Origin of the sequence: Acinetobacter sp. YH12126 (assembly GCF_013418745.1) — a bacterium.
Taxonomy (GTDB): domain Bacteria; phylum Pseudomonadota; class Gammaproteobacteria; order Pseudomonadales; family Moraxellaceae; genus Acinetobacter; species Acinetobacter amyesii.
Genome location: NZ_VPBM01000019.1, coordinates 32,120 through 53,584 on the forward strand (window position 1 = coordinate 32,120; position 21,465 = coordinate 53,584).

A 21,465-nucleotide genomic window follows, 5' to 3' on the forward strand; every position below is an offset into this window, starting at 1 on the left:
CTGAATTGATAAATTTAGTTTCATAAATTTCCTATCTTATTTATTTATATTAAATTTTTATATTTTATCCTTTGCAGATGGATTTATTTAGCAGCATTATTTTGAATTTAATATTGTGGATAAGTTATTTTAATTTGAATTTAAAAATAGAATATATTGACTGGTTTATGGATAAGAAATATTCAATCATTTAAATATTCAGCGAATACACGTGATTAGCGAGAAATAAAAAAACCGCACTGAGGCGGTTTTTTTTTATTTGAAATAGGGTTTTTGAATTCAAATTAGGCAGATTTCGCGTAAATATTGGCTTGTATCCACAGGTTGCCACGAATATATTGCCCAACATTGAAATCTTTATGCGCCGGATTTCGTGTTGCAACACGAACAATCACCGCTTCTTGGTTTTCTTCGTGGATTAAGGTCACATCATACAGCGTATAGTCTTGCTCTTTAAATTGCATGGCGGTTTTGCCAACTATATGCCCTTGGAACCATGCTTCATCTTCTTGTCCAAGATTTTCACCATATAGGTATGCAACCATTTTAGAAAAATCGACTGTGACTGGTGCTTTGTCATCTTCAGACTTCGGTTGCCACGCTTTAATCTGTTCGTGTAAGTCTGCAGGGGCAATACCATTATTTGCTGCCAAGATATCATTTAAAGCACGATGATGTTTAATCGATGCGGGATCATCGACGACCAATTGTTCATGTTCTGCGACAGCTTCGAGTTCATAGGCCCAAGCATTGAGTTGTACACTGTAGCTTGCATCTTTTTCATATTGGTCGTGATTGACGCTATATAAACAATCAAAAGCATACACACTGGTATTTGCGCCTAAGTCGAGGCAAAGCACAGCTTGTGTATTGGATTTACAGGTAATAATACGTTCAATGGTGGCTTTGGTTTTATATGGGCTATCAAAACTTGGAAATGCAGTTTTGACGGCTTTAGGTTTATTATTTTCTACCGCAATCACTTGGCACAGTTGAATCGACGCTTTTGATGGACCTTGAATCAGCCAGGTACTTTGATCCATATCAGATTCTTGTGCGCATAAGCCCATCGGCATAATGGGTGCATCCAATGCCTGACCCAGCCAAACTGGTACATCCGTTGTCGGGTTGCCTGTAAGCAAATTCCAATGTTCAACATGACTACCAAAAGTTTGATCTTCAATAGTGATAATTTCAGGGCTATTTTGTTTTTTCATATGCACAATTGATATTGGGTTGGTTTCATAATTAATAAATCGAGGGTTATTTGAAATTTTCAAGTCACCGACGTCATATTTATCATGAAATCATGCATAAAAAATGTTTTCAGTAGGATTTAAATGTAAAAGCATTGGAAAATAAGCCCAAGTTGGACTCATTTTGCAGCTTTTCGATTCTCATGATTAGAGAAATGTAGATCCATTCAGCGGATGCAGATCCACAAAATGTCATGTAGATTTGTTACTATGAGTCATGTTTAAAAGTGAATGGAAAATCAGTGCTGCCATTTAAATTATGGGTGGATGCAGATGCGTTACCACGCATTTTACGTGATGTGATTATTCGGGCTTCTGATCGTTACCAGTTAGAAGTCACTTTTGTCGCCAATCAAAATGTTGGGATAACGCCTTCGGTGCGAATTAACTCGATTCAAGTCATGAGTGGGGCAGATGCAGCGGATAAAGAAATTATTCAGCGCATGAAAGAGCACGACATCGTGATGACACAGGATATTCCACTTGCTGCTGAAGTGATTGAGCGGGGCGGTATAGCGATACATCCACGCGGAGAGATTTATACCACAGCAAATGTCAAAGCACGTCTACACTTACGCGACTTTATGGATACTTTACGGGGCGCAGGTGTGCAAACCGGTGGTCCAGCACCGATTTCTGAACGTGATAAGCGCGAATTTTCCAGCAGCTTAGATCAAACCATTCAAAAGCAAAAACGTAAAACGGCGCAGAAGTAAAAACCATGCCATCTAAAACAAATCTAGCGACGACCTATGCGTTGTTGGTGTTCATTTGGTCGACAACGCCACTTGCCATCGTTTGGAGTGTCAGTGATATCAATGCGTTTTGGGCGCTGACATTACGCTTTTTTATCGCATTACCCTTGGCTGTCGCATTATTGTTTATTTTTAAACATAAACTTCCGATGGATAAAACCTCGCTGCACAGTTATTTGGCAGGGGCGTTTAGTTTTATTGGTTCTCAGATTTTTACCTATATGGCAACGGCCTATCTCAGCTCAGGCATTATTGCCCTGATGTTTGGTTTGGCACCAATTATGACGGGTCTGATCGGTCGTTTCTTCTTTCATACCTATCTGCATCGCTTGCAATGGATGGGGATGTTGATTGCCGTCTGTGGTTTAGCCATTATTTGCTTAGGCGGCAGTGATCAGCACGTACAGCCTGTTGGCATCGTCTTAATGTTAATGAGCGTATTCGTCTACTGTATGTCGATTTTTTGGGTGAAAAAAGTCAATGCGCCATTGCAGCCCATGTCTCAAGCCACGGGTTCGATTCTTATCTCAGCACTATTTTCTGCTGCAATGCTACCGTTTATTTGGCAGTATGCACCGACACAGATGCCTTCGACCAAAGCACTCATTGGCTTATTTTATGCAGTGATTATGGCTTCATTGATTGCAATGTTTTGTTATTTCAAACTGGTACAAAACATCAAGGCGACAACTTTGTCTTTAACAACGGTACTCACACCCATGCTTGCTATGCTCTTTGGTGCTTTACTGAATGATGAAAAATTATCATTGATGGTTTTACTTGGTGCTGTGATTCTATTATCAGGCTTGTTTGTTTATTTTTATAAAGATTTTCGGGCGAACAGAGAGCTCGCCCACAAATTAAAACATTGATTAAAAATCACTCTTTGTTTTGGGTCAGTGCGATACACTCTGCAAGTTTGACGCGGTCTTGAGGGAGCAGTGTGATAAAATAGGCACCCGTACGGTATAAGTTGCTTTCTTCTTCACGGCTATAAACCACTTGCGCAGTTGCCGCAATATGGAAGAAATTTTCAGGGTGGCTTAAGGTCACATGGATATAAGTACCTTCTTTAATCGCGCGTTCGCTAAAAAAGCTCAAACCAGTCTCTGAAAAATTCACATGCTCAGGCACTGGTAACATGCTTTGTACAATTGCGTCGTATAAAGAACCCGTAATAAGGTTTAACTTTTGGTTAAATAAGGATAAGATTCGAGCAATTTGTTGATCTTTCTCAGCTAATTGTTCTAATTCGTAGTTGAGTGCATGATCAAATTGATCTAATTCAGCAAGTAGTAGAAAATAGCGCGGCAATACAAAATTAGGATCGTAAGGATCATTCAGTGCAACATCATCAGAGATAATCTGATAGTTGATGCGCAAAGCAGCATCGATACGCGACATTACACGGCGTTCAGTTTGAACGCTTTGATGCTGTAAGTTTTCCATAATATATATTACCTCGGACTAGATGGTTATGTTTAAACCAATCTCGCTGTATATAGGGTTGAGATACACTCGCGCTCGGCGCAGTAACCACTTTATTTCTTTTATTGCTCTGGTATCCATGATCGGCCTCACGCTTGGTGTGGCAGTCCTTATTACAGTTTTATCTGTGATGAATGGTTTCGATCGTGAGCTGAAAACTCGTGTCTTAGGAATGATACCTCAAGCCACTGTTTCTTCAACACAAATTTTAACAAATTGGCCTGAACTTGCAAAAAAAATTGAGCAGCATGAGCATGTTCAAGGGGTCGCACCATTTACCCAATTACAGGGAATGTTGACGGCACAAGGTCAAGTGTCTGGCATTATGGTCAGTGGGATTGAACCGCAGTATGAAAAAAAGGTATCAATTATCCAAGACCATATGGTGGAAGGCAGTATCGATAACCTGAAAAAAGGTGAGTTTGGTATTGTCCTTGGCAAGCAAATGACAGATGCCTTGGGCTTAGGTTTAAATGACAGTGTGACCTTGGTGCTTCCCGAAGCAACTCCTTCGCCGGCTGGGGTCGTTCCGCGTTTTAAACGATTTAAAATTGTGGGTATTTTCAGTATTGGTGCAGAGGTTGATTCGATGATGGGCTATGTAGCCCTGAACGATGCGTCGACTTTATTAAGACTGCCAGACGGTGCACAAGGCATCCGTATGAAGTTGGATGATATTTTTGCAGCGCCACAAGTGTCTCAAGAAATTGTGCGTGATCTACCTGCAAACTTCTATGCTTCAGATTGGACTTATACACACGGCAACCTGTTCAGTGCGATTCAAATGGAAAAGGCAATGGTAAGTTTATTGCTGTTCCTGATCGTATTGGTTGCAGCATTTAATATCGTGTCTTCATTGGTGATGGTGGTTACTGATAAAAAATCCGATATTGCCATTTTGCGTACTCTAGGCGCTTCACCGGCTACAATCACGCGGATCTTCATGGTGCAAGGTACAGTTATTGGGGTGATTGGTACGGTGTCTGGGGCGATTTTAGGGATTATCGCTGCATCGAGTATTAGTAATTTAGTCGGTTGGTTGAATACAACATTGGGCTTAAATATGTTTGATGCTTACTTCATCAACTATTTACCGTCTTATTTAAGATGGCAAGATGTTGTGGTGATTGTATCTTTATCATTGGGTCTTAGCTTTATCGCGACTATTTATCCGGCATTACGTGCAGCTAAAGTTCAACCTGCAGAGGCTCTACGCTATGAGTAATTTAGTTTTAGATGCCCAAAACATTACCAAATCTTTTACCGATGGGAAGTCTACAGTCGATGTGATTCGTGGACTTTCATTACAAGTCAAAGCAGGTGAGTTTGTTTCGATTGTGGGGTCAAGTGGTTCTGGTAAAAGTACGTTGTTGCATGTATTGGGTGGCTTAGATCGTCCAACATCGGGTCAAGTGATGATTAATGGTCAACGCTTTGACACTTTAGGTGAAGCAGAGCGTGGTTATATCCGTAATGAGCATTTAGGTTTTGTATACCAATTCCATCACTTGCTGCCTGAATTTACCGCCTTTGAAAATGTGGCAATGCCATTGATGTTACGTAAGTCGAGTAACTTCAAAGAAGTGAAGCAGCAAGCTGAATATCTTTTGGAACGCGTTGGACTTTCCCACCGCATGACGCACAAACCGGGTGAGCTTTCAGGCGGTGAACGTCAACGTGTGGCTTTGGCTCGTGCATTGGTAGCAAGACCTAAGTTGATGATGGCTGATGAGCCAACAGGGAACTTAGACCGCAAAACCGCGGTGAGGATTTTTGAGTTGCTGTCTGAATTACGTAAAGAATTTAACATGGCAATGCTAATTGTGACCCATGATGAATATTTAGCTCAATCTGCTGATGCGATTTTGCATATGCAAGATGGTTTATGGGTAGATGACTAAGCGCTAATTTGATTTTGTAAAAAATTAGTGGATTAAGATTGTTTGATTGAAGCTCACCGCGGTGGGCTTTATTATTGCCAGCACATAATAAAAATAATGACGACTCATGTTACAAAGTTTTTGTATTGGCTGGATTTTAGGTATTTCTTTTATGGGGTTCATGTTTTGGAATCCACAACTCTCGACAGCTCAGTTGCTTTTTATTGTCCTGATTTGGCTAGGTTTACAGCTTTGTATTTCACCAAAACTAAAAAGTATTTTTTTGAAAATCTTACAGCTCAGTATAAATTTATGCATGGGCGCAATTCTCGGCTTTAGTTTTGCCAATACTCAACTCGATCAGCGTTTGGCATTGGTTGAGCATCAGAGCAGACAAGATGAGTTTATTGTGTATATTCCACAAATCAGCCAACTCAAAGACCAAGCGATTCAGCAAAAAGTTGAAGTGCTCAATCTGAATCAGCAGATTCAATATTTTATAGCGTATTTACCCAAGTCAATTTTGCAAAGTAATGAGCAGACGATCCAGTTGGTCCCTGGACAGTACTATCGTATGTATGGTGAGTTAAGGCCTACGCAGAGTTATGTGACCGAAGGTGCATTTGATCAAGAGCGGTGGAGTATACAGCAAAATATACATGCCAGTTTAAAGGTGAAGTCGGTTGAATTGATACCACCTCAACATATGACTGCGATGGGTTATGGCCAGCAATATCAACGACATCAAGGTGTGTTACATCAGTTCAAAATAAAAGTCGAAAAGCAGCGTTTATATTTAAGAGCATTTATATATCAACAACCGCTGCGGAATCATGGCTTGTTGTTAGCACTGCTTACAGGCGATAAAAGTTTACTCACTGAAGGCACCAGTGAATTATTTCAACGTTTTGGCATGAGTCATTTATTAGCGATATCTGGGCCGCATGTATTGGTATTTGCCAGTATGCTCTGTTGGGTGATGCAGTTAGCTATTCGAAAATATTGTCCCAAAATCTATCTCAAATGGCCCAAACAGTATGTTTTGGTCGTGCCCTTTATCTTATGTGTACTTTTATATTGTGCATTTACTGGTTTTGAAATACCGGCACTGAGAACACTGACGATTTGCCTTGTCGCAAGTAGCATGCTTTTGTTACGGCAAACCATTCAGCCTTTTCAACTGCTGGTTTTTAGTGCCGCAATTTTATTGCTCGTGGATCCCTTTAGTATTTTATCTGCAGCATTTTGGTTGTCTTATGGCGCATGCTTTATTTTACTGCGGATTTATCAAACCTTAAGGAAGCATATACTGGCTCAAACAGAAGTCAGTTTTTGGCAAAAGTTAAAACATTCAATGTGGTTGATGGTGGAATCACAATGGAAAATCTTTGTTGCCTTATTTCCATTGATGGTGATTTTTTTCAAGCAAGTCACGTGGATTAGCCCATTAAGTAATTTATTCGCCATCCCGTGGCTAGGGGCAGTGGTGGTTCCTTTAGATATCATCGGAGGAGCACTTTCTTATATTTCTACACCTTTGGCGCATTTGGTTTTTTTATTCAATGATCTGTGTTTAGAGGTGTTGCATGTGTTTCTCTATGGCTTAGATCGACTCTTTGCACCACAAATGCAAGATGTCGCATTGACGTCAACTCAGATTGTACTGTTGATATTGGCTATTGTGATCTTATTTTTACCTGAAGGTATCTTGCCAAAATATTGGTCGGTCATTGCCTTTTTTGCTCTGTTTATTCCATGGAAAAATTCAGCAAATTTTCAACTTTCAATTTTAGATGTGGGGCAAGGGCAGGCGATCTATATCCGTTCGGTAGATCATCACATGATGGTGGACTTCGGTGGAAACTATGATGAAAGTCAATTTAGTGTCGGGCAAAATATCATCCGGCCATTTTTGAGTGTGCAAGGTGTCCATCGATTAGATCGGGTGTTATTGACTCATTTAGATCAAGACCATAGTGGTGGCTTTTTCTCATTAGAGGAACAGCTTGATATTGGGCAGCTTTCAAGTAATGAACGGGTACAAACCACGAACCAAGCTCCACAGCTTTTATGTCAACGTGGTCAGCAGTGGAATTGGGATCAGCAAGTCTATTTTGAAATACTCTCGCCAAAGCCTGAAGATCTTACAGATGCCAAATGGAATGCCAATGAACGTTCTTGTGTTCTATATGTCACGGTCAAAGGCGTCAATGGCCCACGACATTTTCTATTGATGGGGGATGCGGGTTGGGAGACTGAATATCAAATATTAAGTGATTATCCAGACCTAAAAGTCGATGTCTTGGTGCTCGGACACCATGGTAGTCGGCACAGTTCATCCTATGCGTTTTTAAACCATTTTAAGCCCAAGTTGGCGATTGCTTCTGCAGGGCGCTTTAATCGTTATGGACATCCTGCAAAGATGACCCAAACACGTCTCAAACAATTAGACATTCCACTCTTGCAAACTGCACAAAGTGGAAGTATCCATTTCAAGCAAAATAAACAGCAAATTGAACTAATTGAAGAGCGGACAAAGTATAAATGGCTTGATCTATATCGCAGGCTATCTAAAGAATCCGAATAGAAAAACTACTTCAAGTATATTGCTTGAAAATGTCATTCTGCCACATTTTTTATTGTTTGCTGTCTTTGATATTCCTCACGAATATCACGAATGCGTTGAGCGGCTTCTTCATCACTAATATTGTATAGATTTCTCAATTTTGGATTGGCTTTAAAGCGTTTATAGCTCCAGTGATAATGCTCTGGATAACGATGAATTAAATCTTCCACTGCTTTAAAGATAACTATTGAGCCATCATCTGCATTGCCTTGATAGATATTCTCATCCATAGGTTCGATATGCATATCAAAACCATGATTATCGTTACGAATGGCATACAGTAAGAGCGCACGTGCTTTGGTTTTTTGAATTAATTTTGCACTTAAGTTGCTGGTTTTTAGTGGAATACCAAAGTATGGAATCATTTCGCCGCCGGCATTGGGGGTATGATCTGGCAAGATCACAGTCGTCCCACCTTGTTTTAAGGCTTTGAAAATCTGACGTACACCTGATTCATCCGTAGGAACCAATATTGCTTGCTCACGGCTTCGAGCAGCACGGACAAAATTGTTGGCAGATTCGCTTTTTACCGGCTTGTACATGATGGTCATTTGAGTGTACTGCGCAACCCATGCATTCATGATTTCCCAAGTACCAAAATGTGGTACTACGAGTACAACGCCTTTTTGTAGGGCGAGCGCTTCATGTAAATATTCAGCGCCATGTACGTGATGAATCCGTTGAATATTTTTTTCTGTACTTGCACCCCAAATGTTAAAAAATTCAAAATAAGAACAAAGTTCGTTTCGAATCGCTTGTTTAGTGAGTTGAATGCGAGCTGACTCTGATAATTCAGGCAATGCAATTTTAAGATTGCGTTGAATCGTAGAGTAGGTTTTAGAGATTTTTAAAACATTGACTAACCCAGCCAAACCTTTTGCAATTAATCTTGAAATTTGAATAGGTTGACGGCTGATAAATTTTAACAGGTGATATGTGGTGTCCTGTGAATTTTGGTCGGTCATCTTATTTAAGTCTGAAAGAAATGAAAGAAAATTTAAAATAATTATAGGGGAAAATGAATTGATTAGACAGTTATAGCGATTAGCGTGTATATAATGACTACAAATTAACGATCAAATGGTTTTTTTTATGTCCGAATGGCCACCAAAACCTGAAGAAAAACAGCAAAGTTCTTCAAACAATATTCAGCAGCCAACTGGAAATGAATGGAAAATATTAGAAAAAGCCGTGCTTTCTTCCGTTGAAGAACAACGTAGAGCACGTAGATGGGGTATATTTTTTAAATTTTTAACCTTTGCTTATTTGTTATTTATTATCATTGCGATGGCAAAAAGTTGCAGCATGTCGTCATCTGATCCAGCAGCGACAGCGGGTTCACATATTGCTGTGGTTGATATCATTGGGACCATTGCAGCGGACAAGCAAAGTGTAAACAGCGCAAATACCATCAAAGCTTTGAAAAAAGCCTATGAAAACAAACAAAGCAAAGCGATTGTTTTAAATATTAATTCACCAGGTGGTTCACCTGTTCAGTCTGATGAAATTTGGCAAGAAATTCAGTACTTGAAAAAAGCCCATACTGATAAAAAATTGTATGCCATTATTGGTGATACAGGCGCTTCAGGTGCGTACTATATTGCGTCTGCGGCAGATGAAATTATTGTCAATCCTTCAAGTTTAGTGGGTTCGATTGGCGTGATTATGCCGAATTATGGTGTTAGTGGTTTGATGCAAAAATTCGGTGTAGAAGATCGCACCATGACTTCGGGTGAGAACAAAGCCATTTTATCCATGACTCAACCTGTAGATGCAGCACAAAAAGCACATGTTCAAGGTGTACTTGATAATGTTCATGCGCATTTCATTAATGCAGTGAAGGAAGGTCGCGGTAAGAAATTAAAATCAAATGATCCAGCTATTTTCTCAGGTTTATTTTGGACGGGTGATCAGGCTGTGAAGCTAGGTATTGCTGACCGTACAGGTAGTTTAAATAGCCTGAAACGTGAATTGAAAACTGAAAAAGCCGTGAACTACACCATTGAAAATAGTCCGTTTGATTCTGTACTAGGTCGTATGGGAAGTTCATTTGGTCAAGGTTTTGCAACGTCAATTTCTCAGCAAGTCCAATCTGAAAATACCACGAAGTTACAATGAAGCCATTAATTCACTTTGCGCACGCCAATGGCGTGCCATCACGGGTTTATCAAAAATTGTTTGATTTACTGAGTGATGAATATGATGTGATCTATGTGCCGTTACTTGGGCCAGATAAGCGTTACCCAATCGATAACCATTGGAAGAGCTTAACACAGCAAGTCATTGACAGTATTGTACGTCAGGCCAATGGTCGTAAGGTGATTGGATTAGGTCACTCATTAGGTTCGGTTTTAACATTTCAGGCTGCTTTACAACGCCCAGAATTGTTTGAACAAGTGTTAATGATTGATCCGCCTATGATCATGGGGAAAGAGTCTTTTGCTTTGCACATCGCAAAACTCCTCAAACTTAAAGTCCTCGATAAAATGTCCCCAGCAGGATTGTCGAAGCGTCGTCGTGATCATTGGGACAGCCGTGAACAAGCAGCAGAGCTTTTAAGGCCGAAAGGTTTTTACAAAGATTTCGATCCAGACTGTTATCAAGCTTATATTGATCATGCCTTGATGGACGATAAACTGCGTGGTGGGGTGGAGTTGACGATTTCACGTGATGATGAGGTTCATATTTTTCGAACTAATCCTTCACTGTGGTGGTTACCTCATGCTCAACCACAAGTACCTGTACAGCAGTTAATTGCAGAGCAGGGACCATTTTTAGCTCGGCACTTTCCACAAAAGGTTGAGAAAAAATTTGGGATTCCATTTAAAGTTGCTGCGGGGAGTCATATGTTCCCCTTAGAACATCCTGTAGAAACTGTGGAATTGATCAAAGATTTACTTAAATCGTCTAAGCGTCATCATTGAACCTTAAAAACGACAACACAAAAAAAGCACTCTATAGAGTGCTTTTTTTATGAATGAAACATTCTACTTTTGAGATTTATTTCGCATTTTCAAATTGTAAAACAACTTTGTTGTTGGCATCTAAAAATTTCAAATGATCTTTAGAGGCATCATAATGAGTAACTTGGCTCAATGCCTGCGAAAAATGTTGAGGAATATTTGTCGCAGTCAAACATGCTCTTTGTGTTGTAGCAAGGTTTGAAAATTGGATTTTTGTGTTTTGCACAGCGTAACCACCCATGAATCGATTACAACCATCTGAACCACTTATACGAGTGTCGTCGAAAGTGATGGTGGGTACGTTCGAATTGTTAGGGTCAGCTTCAAGCTTAACGCCTTGAATTTCACTCGCAACCCAATTTTTGTTTTGTAATTTATCTAAATTACGATCAGTAGCCGGATTTGATGTCGTAGCACAACCAATCATACCCAGTGTTATACATGCACAAGTCGCCAGTGTGATGGATTTTAACATGTGATTTTCTCCACTTTTGTTTGAAGGATGTAATATTTCAAGATTTATAAGGTTTACTAATTGCAATTTAAGCTTATTATTTTAATGATGCTAAAAGCTTTAATTTAACTAAAAACTACATATTGATCATAAAGTTGAACATTCTGCAAAAATGGATTTTGGATTTTGGATTTTGGATTTTGGATTTTGGATTTTGGATTTTGGATTTTGGATTTTGGATTTTAGTAATAAATAAAGTTTATTTGGCACTGAAAAAACAAAACGCACCCTAAGATGCGTTGATTGTTAAGTTATACAGTTGCTTAGAACTTACAGAATTGAACAGGTTGTTGCAAAGGCTCGCCACGATATAAAACACCATTTTCAGTGTGTTGAATGGTGCCATTACAAATCCATTCTGCCACTTGAGGGTAAATCACATGCTCAAGCACGTGAACCCGATCTGCCAGACTTTCAGCATGATCATGCACATTGACTTTAAGTACGCCTTGAGCAAGCGCTTGACCAGCATCCAGCTCTGCAGTCACATAGTGAACTGTACAGCCATGGAAGACATCACCGGTGTTTAAAACACGTTGATGAGTATGCATTCCTTTATAATTTGGCAGCAGAGAAGGGTGGATGTTAATCATTTTTCCTTCCCATGCTTTGACAAATTTTGCGCTTAAAATGCGCATAAAGCCTGCCAAAATGACCAAATCAACATCCCAGTCGAGCAGTTGTTGATGCATCACATCATCAAAAGCTTCACGACTTGGATATTGCTTATGTTCAATGACTGCAGTTGCAATATTTGCTTTTCTTGCACGTTGCAGTGCAAAAGCGTCAGGTCTATTGGAAATCACCCCAACGATTTGACCTGATAGATTGGCATCGATCAGGGCTTGCAGGTTAGATCCGCTGCCTGAAACAAGTACAGCAATTTTAATCATGAACGTTGCTTATGCGAAAACTACGCGGATTTTTTCGTCAGCGCCTTCAACAGATTCAGCATTATCTGCAATGTGACCCATTGTGAATGCTTTTTCGCCAAGGCTATTGAGTAATTCAACAGTTTTGTCAGCATCGGCTGCATCAACTACGAGAACCATACCTACGCCACAGTTAAATGTGCGGTACATTTCAAATTGTTCAACACCACCTTCTTTTTGAAGTAGTTTGAATAATTCTGGCCATTCCCAAGACGCTTCATTGACTACCGCTTGAGCACCATTTGGCAGTACGCGAGGTAAGTTACCCGGTAAACCGCCGCCTGTGATGTGCGCCATAGCGTGTACATCCACTTCTTTCAATAACTGAAGAATTGGTTTTACATAAATACGTGTTGGTTCCATTGCTGTATCTGCAAGTGGACGACCATCAACGATTTGAGTAAGGTCGACGTTTTTCACATCTAAAATTTTACGAAGAAGTGAGTAACCGTTTGAGTGTGCGCCAGAAGATGCAACACCAACTAAAACGTCACCCGCTTTAACTTTAGAGCCATCAATAATTTTACTTTGCTCAACTACACCTACGCAGAAACCTGCAAGGTCATAGTCTTCGCCTTCATACATACCTGGCATTTCAGCAGTTTCACCGCCAACCAATGCACAGCCTGCAAGTTCACAACCCGCACCGATACCAGTCACAACATTTGCTGCAACGTCAACGTTGAGGTGGCCAGTTGCATAGTAGTCAAGGAAGAACAGTGGTTCAGCACCACATACAAGAAGATCGTTTACGCACATTGCAACCAAGTCTTGACCAATTGTGTCATGACGGTTCAAATTCAATGCTAAACGTAATTTTGTACCAACACCATCTGTGCCAGATACGAGAACAGGTTCTTCATAACCTTTAGGAATTTTACAAAGAGCGCCGAAGCCGCCTAGACCGCCCATTACTTCAGGACGTGCAGTACGTTTCGCGACTGATTTGATACGATCGACTAACGCGTCGCCCGCTTCAATGTCGACACCTGCATCTTTGTAGCTTAAACCAGTGTTTGGGGTAGAAGTTGAGTTGCTCATAATGAAGTCTCCGCATTCGCGCGGGGATTATAACCTGAATATGCAAAACTCTTATGCTATTTCGCACTAAAATGTTATCTTTATTAAAATATTTTCCTTTCTATAACGATTACATTGAAAAAAGGTGACTTTATATGGGTGATCGCACCTTGCGCCGAATATTTATTCTTGCTGGGATAGCATTGATCATATGGGTTTTATACTTATTAAAGCCTGTAGTTGTTCCTTTTGTCGGCGCATTTCTAATTGCATATTTATTTAGCCCTTTAGTCGATAAATTACATAATATTGGCTTGCCGCGCTGGTTATCTATCAGTTTGGTCTTTATTGGAATTGGTGTCGCTATATTCCTTGCAATGTGGTTCCTCGTACCACTGGTATGGGAACAGTTGATGTATGCGAAAAACAATATTCCAAGCAATATTCATTGGGTCAACTATACATTCCTGCCGTGGTTATCAGAGAAATTTAATCTTGTACCGATGGAAATTGATACAGAGCAAATGTCAGCAGCGATCATGGAGTATATTCAAACCAACTATAGTGCAGACAGTATCCAAGCCATGTTGTTAAAAGTGGCACAATCGGGTCTGAATTTCATACAGATTGGTGGCACGATTGTCTTAATTCCAATCATAGCTTTCTATTTCTTATTAGATTGGGAGCGTATGTTAGAAAACATGCGTCGACTTATTCCACGTAAATATGAAAAAAGCACGCTCACAATCGTGGGCGAATGTCATGAAGTTTTAGGTGCATTTGTAAAAGGCCAATTCTTGGTAATGTTCTTATTGGGCGTTGTTTATGCGGTTGGACTCCAATTAGTCGGTATTGAGGTTGGCATCATCATTGGGATGATTGCGGGTCTAGCCAGTATTATTCCGTATTTGGGTTTTGCGGTAGGTATTATTTCGGCAATTGTGGCTTGCCTGTTCCAATTCGGTTTGGATTGGGTGCATTTGGCCTTAGTACTGGTGGTATTCATGGTAGGGCAGGCAATAGAAGGTTATATTTTACAGCCTTTCTTATTAGGCGACAAAATTGGTTTGTCTCCTGTGGCAGTGGTATTTGCAGTCCTTGCAGGCGCGCAATTGGCAGGACTCCTCGGAATGCTCATTGCACTACCCGTTGCAGCGATTATTGTAGTCTTATTACGTCATGCACGCGAAAATTATGAGAAAAGTAATTTATACCGAAATGATGTACTTGTCGTAAATGATGCTGCAAGTGGCACTTTAAACGTAGAAACCAATCAAGTTGCTGTCGATATTGAGCTCAAAAATCAGTCTGCAAATTCGCTGCAAGATCCTGAAATTTCGAGTAACATTGAACGATCAGAACATAAAGATTGATAAGGCCAAAATATAGATATGCGTCAATTGCAGTTAGATATAGAACCACAACTCGATGCCCGAATTAGTGATTTTTCTGGGCCGAGTTGGGGGCATGTAATCGATGGTGTTCGTCAGTTACATGCTGGTTTAATGAATCGTTTCTATATCTATGGTGGAGCTGGCACAGGAAAAAGCCATTTACTGTCTGCAATATGTGACTCCTATTTAGAAATTGGCAAATCAGCAATTCAAGTTTCATTGCTTGAATTGCTCGATGCGCCAACTGAAGCGATTACTTCGCTCGATCGCTATGACTTGGTGGCTTTAGACGATATTGAAGCCATCAGTGGAGTTCCACATTGGCAAAAAGCTGTTTTTCACCTGATTAACTATAATAACGAAGAAGGTGGTCAATTGGTCTTTTCATCTCGACTAGCGCCAATTGAACTCAAACTTGAACTGCCAGACCTACAGTCTAGATTAACTCAGGCTGTTAGTGTGAAAGTGCCAAATGGTAGTTTATATGCAGACCGTCAAGCGCTCGTGAACTCTGTTTTAGCGCGACGTGGCATCCATATGGATCAACAAATTGTGGATTATTTGTTGGCACATGGGCCGCATCAGGCGTCTATTTTACTTCGCTCTTTAGAACAACTGATTCAGATGTTAAAAGGTGAAAAAGTCAAATTGAGTCATGCCAATTTAAGACAAATTTTTGCCCTAATTGATGAATATCGGTAAGCAATAAAAATTCTTGAGTAATTACTCAAGCTGTGACAAAGTACATAAAAATATTTTAATGTTGCAAGGATTGTGCAACTTAAGAATAAAAAGATAAAAAATATTTAAGGAGATGGATATGCTCAAACAGAGCATAGGCATTGGCATGCTTCTCATGGCAGGTCATGCATTTAGCGCAGAAATTACCGTTACAACCACTGAAGATGTTGTAAAGGATGACAAGGAATGTTCACTTCGTGAAGCCATAGAATATATCAATAATGGTATGCCAGAAGCCGGATATAATGGTTGCGGGGGGAAAGACGCCTATGCCTCAATTTCTCTGAAAAAAAATGAAGTTTATAAACTCACTAAAAAAATTGATATTAAAGCAGAACTGAATCTGAAAACGGTCTATGACACTAACGTCAATGAAGATGTCGTACTCGGTCTTAATAATGCCGTCATTGAAATGACCGGTAAGGATCAAATTTTTAATATTAATGACGGCGAAAAAGAACTAATTGCGATCAATTTTAAAGAAATTTCATTTAAAGGATGTAAGCAAGATCAGTGCGCTGATAAAGGCGGCATCCTTTTTAATAATGAAAAACTCACACTTGAAAATGTAAAGTTTGAAGATGGCTATGCACGACTTGGTGGTGCAATCTACAATGTTGGATTTTCAGAAGATGGCGCAGCTGTAGCAAGCCGTCTATATATACGAACCACGATTTTTCAAAACAACAAAGCGGTAGATGGTGGTGCAATTTACTCAGAAGCACCTGCTTATGAAATCTATACATCTTTGTTCAAAAATAATGAAAGCACTTCTGGTCGAGCGATTGTTTACAATCAAAATGGGCTCGCGGACATCAGCAAGTTAGTGTTCAGTAACCCTCAAAATATCATTGCCAATAGTACCTTTTTCAAAAACAAAGGTTTTGCTGTCAACTTACGTGATGGTTTAGCACTCAATAATATTACAGTACTGAAGAACAGTGGTGGTATTGAACTAAATAGTACCTCTGAGCATGCTTATTTAGCCAATAGTGTGGTGATTGGTAATGCGCTCAGTGGCACCGCTCAAGATTGTAAAGTTGTGAACTCAGGAACAGACAAATCTGTTTTTTATAACAACTTAGTGGCTGCGAGTTGTCCTGTTGGGCCTGTTGCAAATTTAAATGATGTGTGGTCTGGGACAAGTTTAATCGCGGGTGAAGATGAAGGTAGCTGTAAAACCTTAACAGAAGATCGTAATGCACTTTTCTGTCCATTTACCAAAGCAAACAACGCATTTATTGGTTATTTACGTCCTCGTATTTTATTAGATTACGAAACGATTTTCTCAAGCCCGATATTAAATAAGGGGAAGACCACAGCAGATGGCAATGAGCATCATGTGTATTGTGAGTCTTCTGATCAGCGTGGAAAAAATCGTAATTTGGATGATGTTTGGTGTGATCGTGGGGCTATCGAAATTGTGGTTCCTGTGAGTATGCCTCGCTTAGGTAAAGACATACGTACAGGTGAAGTGGCGAAGTTTAATATCTTAGATGCTTTAGGTGACAGTGATTTAATTCCAAAAGAAGAATGTACAAAAGTGATGGGTATGGCAAATCCAACAGGTGAGCCATGGCAAGATGGTTGTCCAATAGTTGTACAAAGCACCGAATCAAAAGGTAAATTTACACTGAATTTGAATGGTGATTTTGAATACACGCCAAATGGAAATTGGCATGGCGCAGATATTTTTGAATTGCGTGTGGTGACGTCTTCAACCCGTTTTAATACTTCGGCAAAAAATTATTTAGCTGCAGAAGTGCGTATTTTCCAAGAACCAAACAATGAAATGGAAAGTAAAACCGTTAAAACTTCGGGTGGTGCTCTAGGTTGGGCGAGTATTTTTGCGCTGCTTGGCTTAGTTGGATTTCGTCGCTTTAAAAAATAGTCTGGATAGAATTAAGGACAGCACATGAAAAATTATAAAAAAGGATTGCTGGCGGTCATGGTCCTTGCGGCTATGTCATCTATGGCAGCGACAAGTAACATCATCAAAGTTACGACCTTTGATGATGAAAATGGAGAAAATCTCAATCAATGTTCTTTACGTGAAGCAATTGAAACTGCGCGTAAAAACAAATCTTTTGGTGGATGTAATGTCGGCAATCCAAATAATGGGCAGACCGATTATATTCAACTTGAAGCAGGTGAATATCTTCTGACCAAAGGTGAGTTAGTTCCGCTCAATCAGATCGTGATTGAGGGGAAAAGTCGCTTTAACTATGATTCAAAAAATTTACTGACGCAGAAATTTCCTGCCTATGAGGATATTAGAACGACGATTAATGCCCAAGGCAAATCGCGTATTTTTAATACTTCACGCTCAGAAGCCAACTTTATCGTTAATAATGTACGCCTTACTGGCGGGATGGCAGAAGACCGTGGTGGTGCCTTGTATTTAGGGGGAGCATTTACCTTAAATAATGGTGCAATTGAAAACTCTCAAGCCAAAGTTGCTGGCGGTGCAATCTACTCCGTTGCGCATAATATGTCGAAAAAAACATTATTGGTGAGCAGTTTAGTTCAGGGCAACATCGCACCTAAAGGTAGTGTTGTCGCTATGGATTGTATCGGGAACTTGGGGGATACCCAGCCTGAAATTGTGTTCCAACAAAGCAGTATTATTCAAAATGGTTCATCGACGAGCAATAGTGTGATGGACTTCTGTGGAAATGCCAAAGTTGAACTGACAGCAAATACGATTGCAAAAAACCAAGCAAATCCAAATACGGGTAGTATTATCCGTGCCATTTCTCAGGGAACGGAACGTTTAAGTGCTTTTTCTAGCTTCGTTTTAACCAGTAATACAATAGTCGAAAATAATGCGGCTAGTACCTATTATTATGATAACAATGGTACAAAGGCTTGGTATTTCAATGTATTGGCCTACAATACTGGTGGAAAATCTTGTCGTTATCTGAATAATGCAGTACCTGATAATGGTCAAAAATTTGTGGCAAGTAATAATGCATTTGAACTGGCAGCAGCACAGTGTGATTTACCAGAAAGTGTGCTGAATAGTACGGAAAGCTTTCTGCAAAACCATGATGTAAGTAGCTATGCTATGGGGACTTTATTAAGCGCCCTACAAACAAAATCTGCTTATAATTTGTATTTACCTTTGTATTACCCGAAAGCAATCGGCAGTGGTTTTGACTTGATCAATCTGGGCTTAGACGGCTGTAGTGATGCGGATCAACGGGGCATTTTGCGGATCACCGATGGTACCTTACAGTTATCACCTACGCAAAGAAACACATGTGATATTGGTTCGGTTGAGTTAATGAATTTAACCGCAGCAGATATGGCAGATATTACCAATGAGTCTTTAACAGCTCTGCAAGATAAGTATCAAAATACAATTGATAGTTTGAAAAAGGATATCGAAGATCCAAATTATGCAGAATATAAAGTTGCCAATCAGGATGATTTAACAAAGTACGAAGCGGTATTAAGTGCATTAAAAAATAACCTCAAATATCGTGCAGTTTATTTTGATCCATTCCCAGCATCATTACCTCAAGAAGAGTCTGTGAACGGAAGTGCTGAAACACGACAAATTGCCTTAAATGCTGACAACTATACCGTGACGACTTCACCAATCGACATTGGTAGTGAAATTACGGTGTCTAGTACAGGCGAAGCAAGTATCGTAGGTAATCCACCACATGACCTGCACTGTGATTGGGATGCGGGAATAAAACAAATCGTTATATATCGCACTAGTGGAGCAACAACAGCACCTACCGAATACGGTTTTTGTAAATATACGCTAAAACAAAAGACAGGGAGTCAGGCGGAATCCTCTGGTGTGGTCCGTGTGGCATTTAAAAATATGACCCCAGTGGCCAAAGCTGCGCAATATACGATTAGTCCGTCAAATAATTTGTCTGTTACCGTCAATAATTTATTAGAAAATGCTAATGATGATGGTGATGGTCCAGTTGCATCTATGCCAGCAGGTAAATCGGTATGGCATAAAAATGAAGAAGGCCAAATTATTCCCATTCGCTTTACGAAAATCCCAGCAGGTTTAAACTTTGAAGCGGAGTATAGTGGCAGTTGCCCAGCAAGTTATTTAAAGGAAACTTGCTACGGTGGCAAGATTACCTTCTCTGTAAAAAATGGCTTTAGTCAGTTTGACTATCCTGTTGAATATAGCGTTGTCGATAGTGACGCCATTGCATCAAACAATGCAATTTTGACCCTTAAGAATACCGCGAAAAACACCAATTCTTCTTCTAGCGGCGGTGGTTCGATGGGATTATTTGGGCTGTTGACACTGATTGGTTTAGGTATGTATCGTCAGCGTCGGTTGAGCAAGTAATACAATAAAAAAAGCCTCGATAAGAGGCTTTTTTTATAACTTAACTAATGTAATTGATTTGATTATCACAACATACTGTTGTTTTTGATTAGTGAGCGACAGCGATAGGCTGTAAATATTTGTTGATATACTCATCGCGAATAGCAGGTCGTTCATCAGGACTAGCTTTTTGCATACGTGTCGCGAGTTCTTTACGTTCTAAAGTACTCATTTTTTGCCATGTTTCGCGCATACGCTGCTTTTCACTGTCCGGAAGTTGGGTGAACCAATCCATGCGCTGTTGCAAGCTGACACGTTGATCTGCAGGAATCTCTTTGAGTGCCTGATACTTTTTAATTAAAGCCTGTTGTTCTGCTTCAGATAGCGAATCCCAAGTTTCATTAACTTGAGTATCTGCATCTTTTGAAAAAATCCAAAAGCGATCAAAGCCAGCAAAACTGGTTTGCAAAAAACTAAAAGCACAGAATGCAATTGCTAATTTTTTAGCTGCCATGTGGAACTTTGTCCTCACCCAGAACCATCAACATTTCAAGATCTTCCACCATTTGAGGGGAGAGCTTAGGGGTTGAAATCACCTGATTTTGTGGTTTGTCATCCAGTACAGTCGCATTCGGTAAAATGACAAAACCTGCAATTGCTGCTGCAAGTGCAAAGCCAGACATTTTCCAGAAACCATAACGAGAAGTTTCGCGCTGATGAATATCTTCAAGCACGTTATTCATGACAGTTGCTTTGTCTTTATGGTGCTGTGCGAGTCCATCAAGTTTGGAAGTTACTTGCTTTAAGAAATCATCTTGTTTCATTCGGATGATCCTCCCATATGTGGATTCAAATGTGCCAAAGCGGTACGTAAACCTTGAATGGCACGGTGGTAATGTGTTTTCACACTGCCTTCGGAACAATTCATAATTTCTGCAGTTGTATGCGTATCAAAACCTTCCCAAGCTCGCAACATAAATGCTTGTTGCTGGCGGACTGGAAGTTCTGCGATAGCATCTTGTATTTCCTCTGCAGTGACAGCCTGATCCAGAAAGTCGAAAGGGTTTGGTGTAGATTCATCTACAACATCCTGTATTTCGACATCGTCGTCATCTAGGCTGACTTTTCTAAATAAGGAAAACGGCTGCGAACGACGTGCTTCTTTTCGACGCCAGTCTTGCAGCTTGTTATTTAAAATGGTGTAAAACAGGGGATACCATTCCTCTGTGGACTTTTCAGCATAAGCTTTATGTAAGGAAATAAAGGCTTCTTGCACCAAGTCCATGGCAATGCCATGTTGACCGTGCGTTGCACTTTCCATCATTACTAAAGCACGCCCCGTCACTTCATTCATGAAGTTTTTCAGGCGAGACTCAGCCGTGCTTTTTAAAACACTGCTGTCTTGCGTCTCGGACTTTTTGGGTGCTAAATCCATAGAGATGGAAAATCCTGTCATCGGATACCCACCATTATTTCCATATTCATATACAAATAACGATGGAAATAACGGTTAGGTTGACAAAAAGAATTATTATTTTTTCTAGTGTAGTCTATTTTTTTCAGGCTTAAGCGCTAAATACAATAAAA

General features: G+C 40.0%; 20 protein-coding genes. 11 read left to right on the forward strand and 9 right to left on the reverse strand.

What is annotated here, in order from left to right; all coding sequences use genetic code 11:
* Nucleotides 1-284 precede the first annotated feature (284 nt).
* Complete coding sequence (locus FTU62_RS13350; RefSeq protein ID WP_180102926.1) at nucleotides 285-1,217, reverse strand: hypothetical protein; 933 nt, start codon at nucleotides 1,215-1,217, stop codon at nucleotides 285-287.
* Nucleotides 1,218-1,483: 266 nt separating this feature from the next.
* On the opposite strand from FTU62_RS13350, the gene FTU62_RS13355 reads away from it, so the two are divergent.
* Entirely contained in the window at nucleotides 1,484-1,972 is a 489-nt protein-coding gene (locus FTU62_RS13355) for a YaiI/YqxD family protein (RefSeq protein WP_372491130.1), read from the forward strand.
* Nucleotides 1,973-1,977: 5 nt separating this feature from the next.
* On the forward strand, nucleotides 1,978-2,883 hold the full coding sequence (locus FTU62_RS13360) for a DMT family transporter (protein WP_111883935.1): 906 nt from the start codon (nucleotides 1,978-1,980) through the stop codon (nucleotides 2,881-2,883).
* Between the two features lie 7 nt (nucleotides 2,884-2,890).
* On the opposite strand, the gene FTU62_RS13365 is transcribed toward FTU62_RS13360, so the two are convergent.
* Nucleotides 2,891-3,460 (reverse strand): PilZ domain-containing protein, encoded by a 570-nt coding sequence (locus tag FTU62_RS13365; protein WP_078192054.1) that lies wholly within the window; start codon nucleotides 3,458-3,460, stop codon nucleotides 2,891-2,893.
* A gap of 28 nt (nucleotides 3,461-3,488) precedes the next feature.
* Between FTU62_RS13365 and FTU62_RS13370 the strand changes: the two genes are divergently transcribed.
* From FTU62_RS13370 to FTU62_RS13380, 3 genes are all read left to right on the forward strand, one after another.
* On the forward strand, nucleotides 3,489-4,724 hold the full coding sequence (locus FTU62_RS13370; RefSeq protein WP_078190389.1) for a lipoprotein-releasing ABC transporter permease subunit: 1,236 nt from the start codon (nucleotides 3,489-3,491) through the stop codon (nucleotides 4,722-4,724).
* Nucleotides 4,717-5,400, forward strand: coding sequence for a lipoprotein-releasing ABC transporter ATP-binding protein LolD (gene lolD, locus FTU62_RS13375; protein WP_168378071.1), 684 nt, complete (start codon nucleotides 4,717-4,719; stop codon nucleotides 5,398-5,400). The genes FTU62_RS13370 and lolD overlap by 8 nt, the downstream gene beginning before the upstream one ends.
* A 106-nt stretch (nucleotides 5,401-5,506) precedes the next feature.
* On the forward strand, nucleotides 5,507-7,966 hold the full coding sequence (locus FTU62_RS13380; protein WP_180102927.1) for a DNA internalization-related competence protein ComEC/Rec2: 2,460 nt from the start codon (nucleotides 5,507-5,509) through the stop codon (nucleotides 7,964-7,966).
* A gap of 32 nt (nucleotides 7,967-7,998) precedes the next feature.
* Here FTU62_RS13380 and FTU62_RS13385 read toward each other — a convergent pair whose 3' ends face one another.
* Nucleotides 7,999-8,970 carry a lysophospholipid acyltransferase family protein gene (locus FTU62_RS13385; RefSeq protein WP_168378069.1) on the reverse strand — a complete coding sequence of 324 codons (972 nt, stop codon included), beginning with the start codon at nucleotides 8,968-8,970 and terminating at the stop codon, nucleotides 7,999-8,001.
* A gap of 127 nt (nucleotides 8,971-9,097) precedes the next feature.
* Here FTU62_RS13385 and sppA point away from each other — a divergent pair, with 127 nt between their 5' ends.
* Together sppA and FTU62_RS13395 are read left to right on the forward strand one after the other, a co-directional pair.
* The gene (gene sppA, locus FTU62_RS13390) at nucleotides 9,098-10,123 is read left to right on the forward strand and encodes a signal peptide peptidase SppA (RefSeq protein ID WP_180102928.1); all 1,026 of its coding nucleotides are present in this window, start codon (nucleotides 9,098-9,100) and stop codon (nucleotides 10,121-10,123) included.
* Nucleotides 10,120-10,929 carry an alpha/beta fold hydrolase gene (locus FTU62_RS13395; protein ID WP_180102929.1) on the forward strand — a complete coding sequence of 270 codons (810 nt, stop codon included), beginning with the start codon at nucleotides 10,120-10,122 and terminating at the stop codon, nucleotides 10,927-10,929. Before sppA ends, FTU62_RS13395 begins: the two co-directional genes overlap by 4 nt.
* Before the next feature lie 76 nt (nucleotides 10,930-11,005).
* Here FTU62_RS13395 and FTU62_RS13400 read toward each other — a convergent pair whose 3' ends face one another.
* From FTU62_RS13400 to purM, 3 genes are all read right to left on the reverse strand, one after another.
* A complete protein-coding gene (locus FTU62_RS13400) occupies nucleotides 11,006-11,443 on the reverse strand; it encodes an META domain-containing protein (RefSeq protein WP_180102930.1) in 438 nt (145 codons plus the stop codon).
* Nucleotides 11,444-11,745: 302 nt separating this feature from the next.
* On the reverse strand, nucleotides 11,746-12,375 hold the full coding sequence (gene purN, locus FTU62_RS13405) for a phosphoribosylglycinamide formyltransferase (RefSeq protein ID WP_180102931.1): 630 nt from the start codon (nucleotides 12,373-12,375) through the stop codon (nucleotides 11,746-11,748).
* Between the two features lie 9 nt (nucleotides 12,376-12,384).
* Entirely contained in the window at nucleotides 12,385-13,455 is a 1,071-nt protein-coding gene (gene purM, locus FTU62_RS13410; protein ID WP_078190382.1) for a phosphoribosylformylglycinamidine cyclo-ligase, read from the reverse strand.
* Nucleotides 13,456-13,589: 134 nt separating this feature from the next.
* Between purM and cxpE the strand changes: the two genes are divergently transcribed.
* The 4 genes from cxpE to FTU62_RS13430 all read left to right on the forward strand — a co-directional run bounded on the left by cxpE (nucleotide 13,590) and on the right by FTU62_RS13430 (nucleotide 19,899).
* The gene (gene cxpE, locus FTU62_RS13415; RefSeq protein ID WP_180009970.1) at nucleotides 13,590-14,807 is read left to right on the forward strand and encodes a chloramphenicol efflux transporter CxpE; all 1,218 of its coding nucleotides are present in this window, start codon (nucleotides 13,590-13,592) and stop codon (nucleotides 14,805-14,807) included.
* A gap of 18 nt (nucleotides 14,808-14,825) precedes the next feature.
* Entirely contained in the window at nucleotides 14,826-15,530 is a 705-nt protein-coding gene (hda, locus tag FTU62_RS13420; protein ID WP_078190380.1) for a DnaA regulatory inactivator Hda, read from the forward strand.
* A gap of 118 nt (nucleotides 15,531-15,648) precedes the next feature.
* Nucleotides 15,649-17,460: a rhombotarget A gene (rbtA, locus tag FTU62_RS13425; RefSeq protein ID WP_180102932.1), complete on the forward strand. Its 1,812-nt coding sequence runs from the start codon at nucleotides 15,649-15,651 to the stop codon at nucleotides 17,458-17,460.
* A gap of 24 nt (nucleotides 17,461-17,484) precedes the next feature.
* Nucleotides 17,485-19,899, forward strand: coding sequence for a CSLREA domain-containing protein (locus FTU62_RS13430; RefSeq protein WP_180102933.1), 2,415 nt, complete (start codon nucleotides 17,485-17,487; stop codon nucleotides 19,897-19,899).
* An 88-nt stretch (nucleotides 19,900-19,987) separates the two neighbouring features.
* On the opposite strand, the gene FTU62_RS13435 is transcribed toward FTU62_RS13430, so the two are convergent.
* The 3 genes from FTU62_RS13435 to FTU62_RS13445 are packed head-to-tail and all read right to left on the reverse strand — an operon-like array spanning nucleotide 19,988 to nucleotide 21,313.
* A complete protein-coding gene (locus FTU62_RS13435) occupies nucleotides 19,988-20,392 on the reverse strand; it encodes a DUF3106 domain-containing protein (RefSeq protein WP_078192044.1) in 405 nt (134 codons plus the stop codon).
* A complete protein-coding gene (locus FTU62_RS13440) occupies nucleotides 20,382-20,702 on the reverse strand; it encodes a hypothetical protein (RefSeq protein WP_078190377.1) in 321 nt (106 codons plus the stop codon). Before FTU62_RS13440 ends, FTU62_RS13435 begins: the two co-directional genes overlap by 11 nt.
* Entirely contained in the window at nucleotides 20,699-21,313 is a 615-nt protein-coding gene (locus FTU62_RS13445) for an RNA polymerase sigma factor (RefSeq protein WP_111883945.1), read from the reverse strand. The genes FTU62_RS13440 and FTU62_RS13445 overlap by 4 nt, the downstream gene beginning before the upstream one ends.
* Nucleotides 21,314-21,465: the final 152 nt, after the last annotated feature.

Coding starts and splice junctions, on each gene's coding strand:
- FTU62_RS13370 (WP_078190389.1), top strand. CDS start 3,489: ATGTTTAAACCAATCTCGCTGTATATAGGGTTGAGATACACTCGCGCT.
- FTU62_RS13350 (WP_180102926.1), bottom strand. CDS start 1,217: ATGAAAAAACAAAATAGCCCTGAAATTATCACTATTGAAGATCAAACT.
- FTU62_RS13380 (WP_180102927.1), top strand. CDS start 5,507: ATGTTACAAAGTTTTTGTATTGGCTGGATTTTAGGTATTTCTTTTATG.
- rbtA (WP_180102932.1), top strand. CDS start 15,649: ATGCTCAAACAGAGCATAGGCATTGGCATGCTTCTCATGGCAGGTCAT.
- purM (WP_078190382.1), bottom strand. CDS start 13,455: ATGAGCAACTCAACTTCTACCCCAAACACTGGTTTAAGCTACAAAGAT.
- purN (WP_180102931.1), bottom strand. CDS start 12,375: ATGATTAAAATTGCTGTACTTGTTTCAGGCAGCGGATCTAACCTGCAA.
- FTU62_RS13400 (WP_180102930.1), bottom strand. CDS start 11,443: ATGTTAAAATCCATCACACTGGCGACTTGTGCATGTATAACACTGGGT.
- FTU62_RS13395 (WP_180102929.1), top strand. CDS start 10,120: ATGAAGCCATTAATTCACTTTGCGCACGCCAATGGCGTGCCATCACGG.
- FTU62_RS13445 (WP_111883945.1), bottom strand. CDS start 21,313: ATGGATTTAGCACCCAAAAAGTCCGAGACGCAAGACAGCAGTGTTTTA.
- lolD (WP_168378071.1), top strand. CDS start 4,717: ATGAGTAATTTAGTTTTAGATGCCCAAAACATTACCAAATCTTTTACC.
- hda (WP_078190380.1), top strand. CDS start 14,826: ATGCGTCAATTGCAGTTAGATATAGAACCACAACTCGATGCCCGAATT.
- FTU62_RS13435 (WP_078192044.1), bottom strand. CDS start 20,392: ATGGCAGCTAAAAAATTAGCAATTGCATTCTGTGCTTTTAGTTTTTTG.
- FTU62_RS13365 (WP_078192054.1), bottom strand. CDS start 3,460: ATGGAAAACTTACAGCATCAAAGCGTTCAAACTGAACGCCGTGTAATG.
- FTU62_RS13430 (WP_180102933.1), top strand. CDS start 17,485: ATGAAAAATTATAAAAAAGGATTGCTGGCGGTCATGGTCCTTGCGGCT.
- FTU62_RS13440 (WP_078190377.1), bottom strand. CDS start 20,702: ATGAAACAAGATGATTTCTTAAAGCAAGTAACTTCCAAACTTGATGGA.
- FTU62_RS13360 (WP_111883935.1), top strand. CDS start 1,978: ATGCCATCTAAAACAAATCTAGCGACGACCTATGCGTTGTTGGTGTTC.
- cxpE (WP_180009970.1), top strand. CDS start 13,590: ATGGGTGATCGCACCTTGCGCCGAATATTTATTCTTGCTGGGATAGCA.
- FTU62_RS13385 (WP_168378069.1), bottom strand. CDS start 8,970: ATGACCGACCAAAATTCACAGGACACCACATATCACCTGTTAAAATTT.
- sppA (WP_180102928.1), top strand. CDS start 9,098: ATGTCCGAATGGCCACCAAAACCTGAAGAAAAACAGCAAAGTTCTTCA.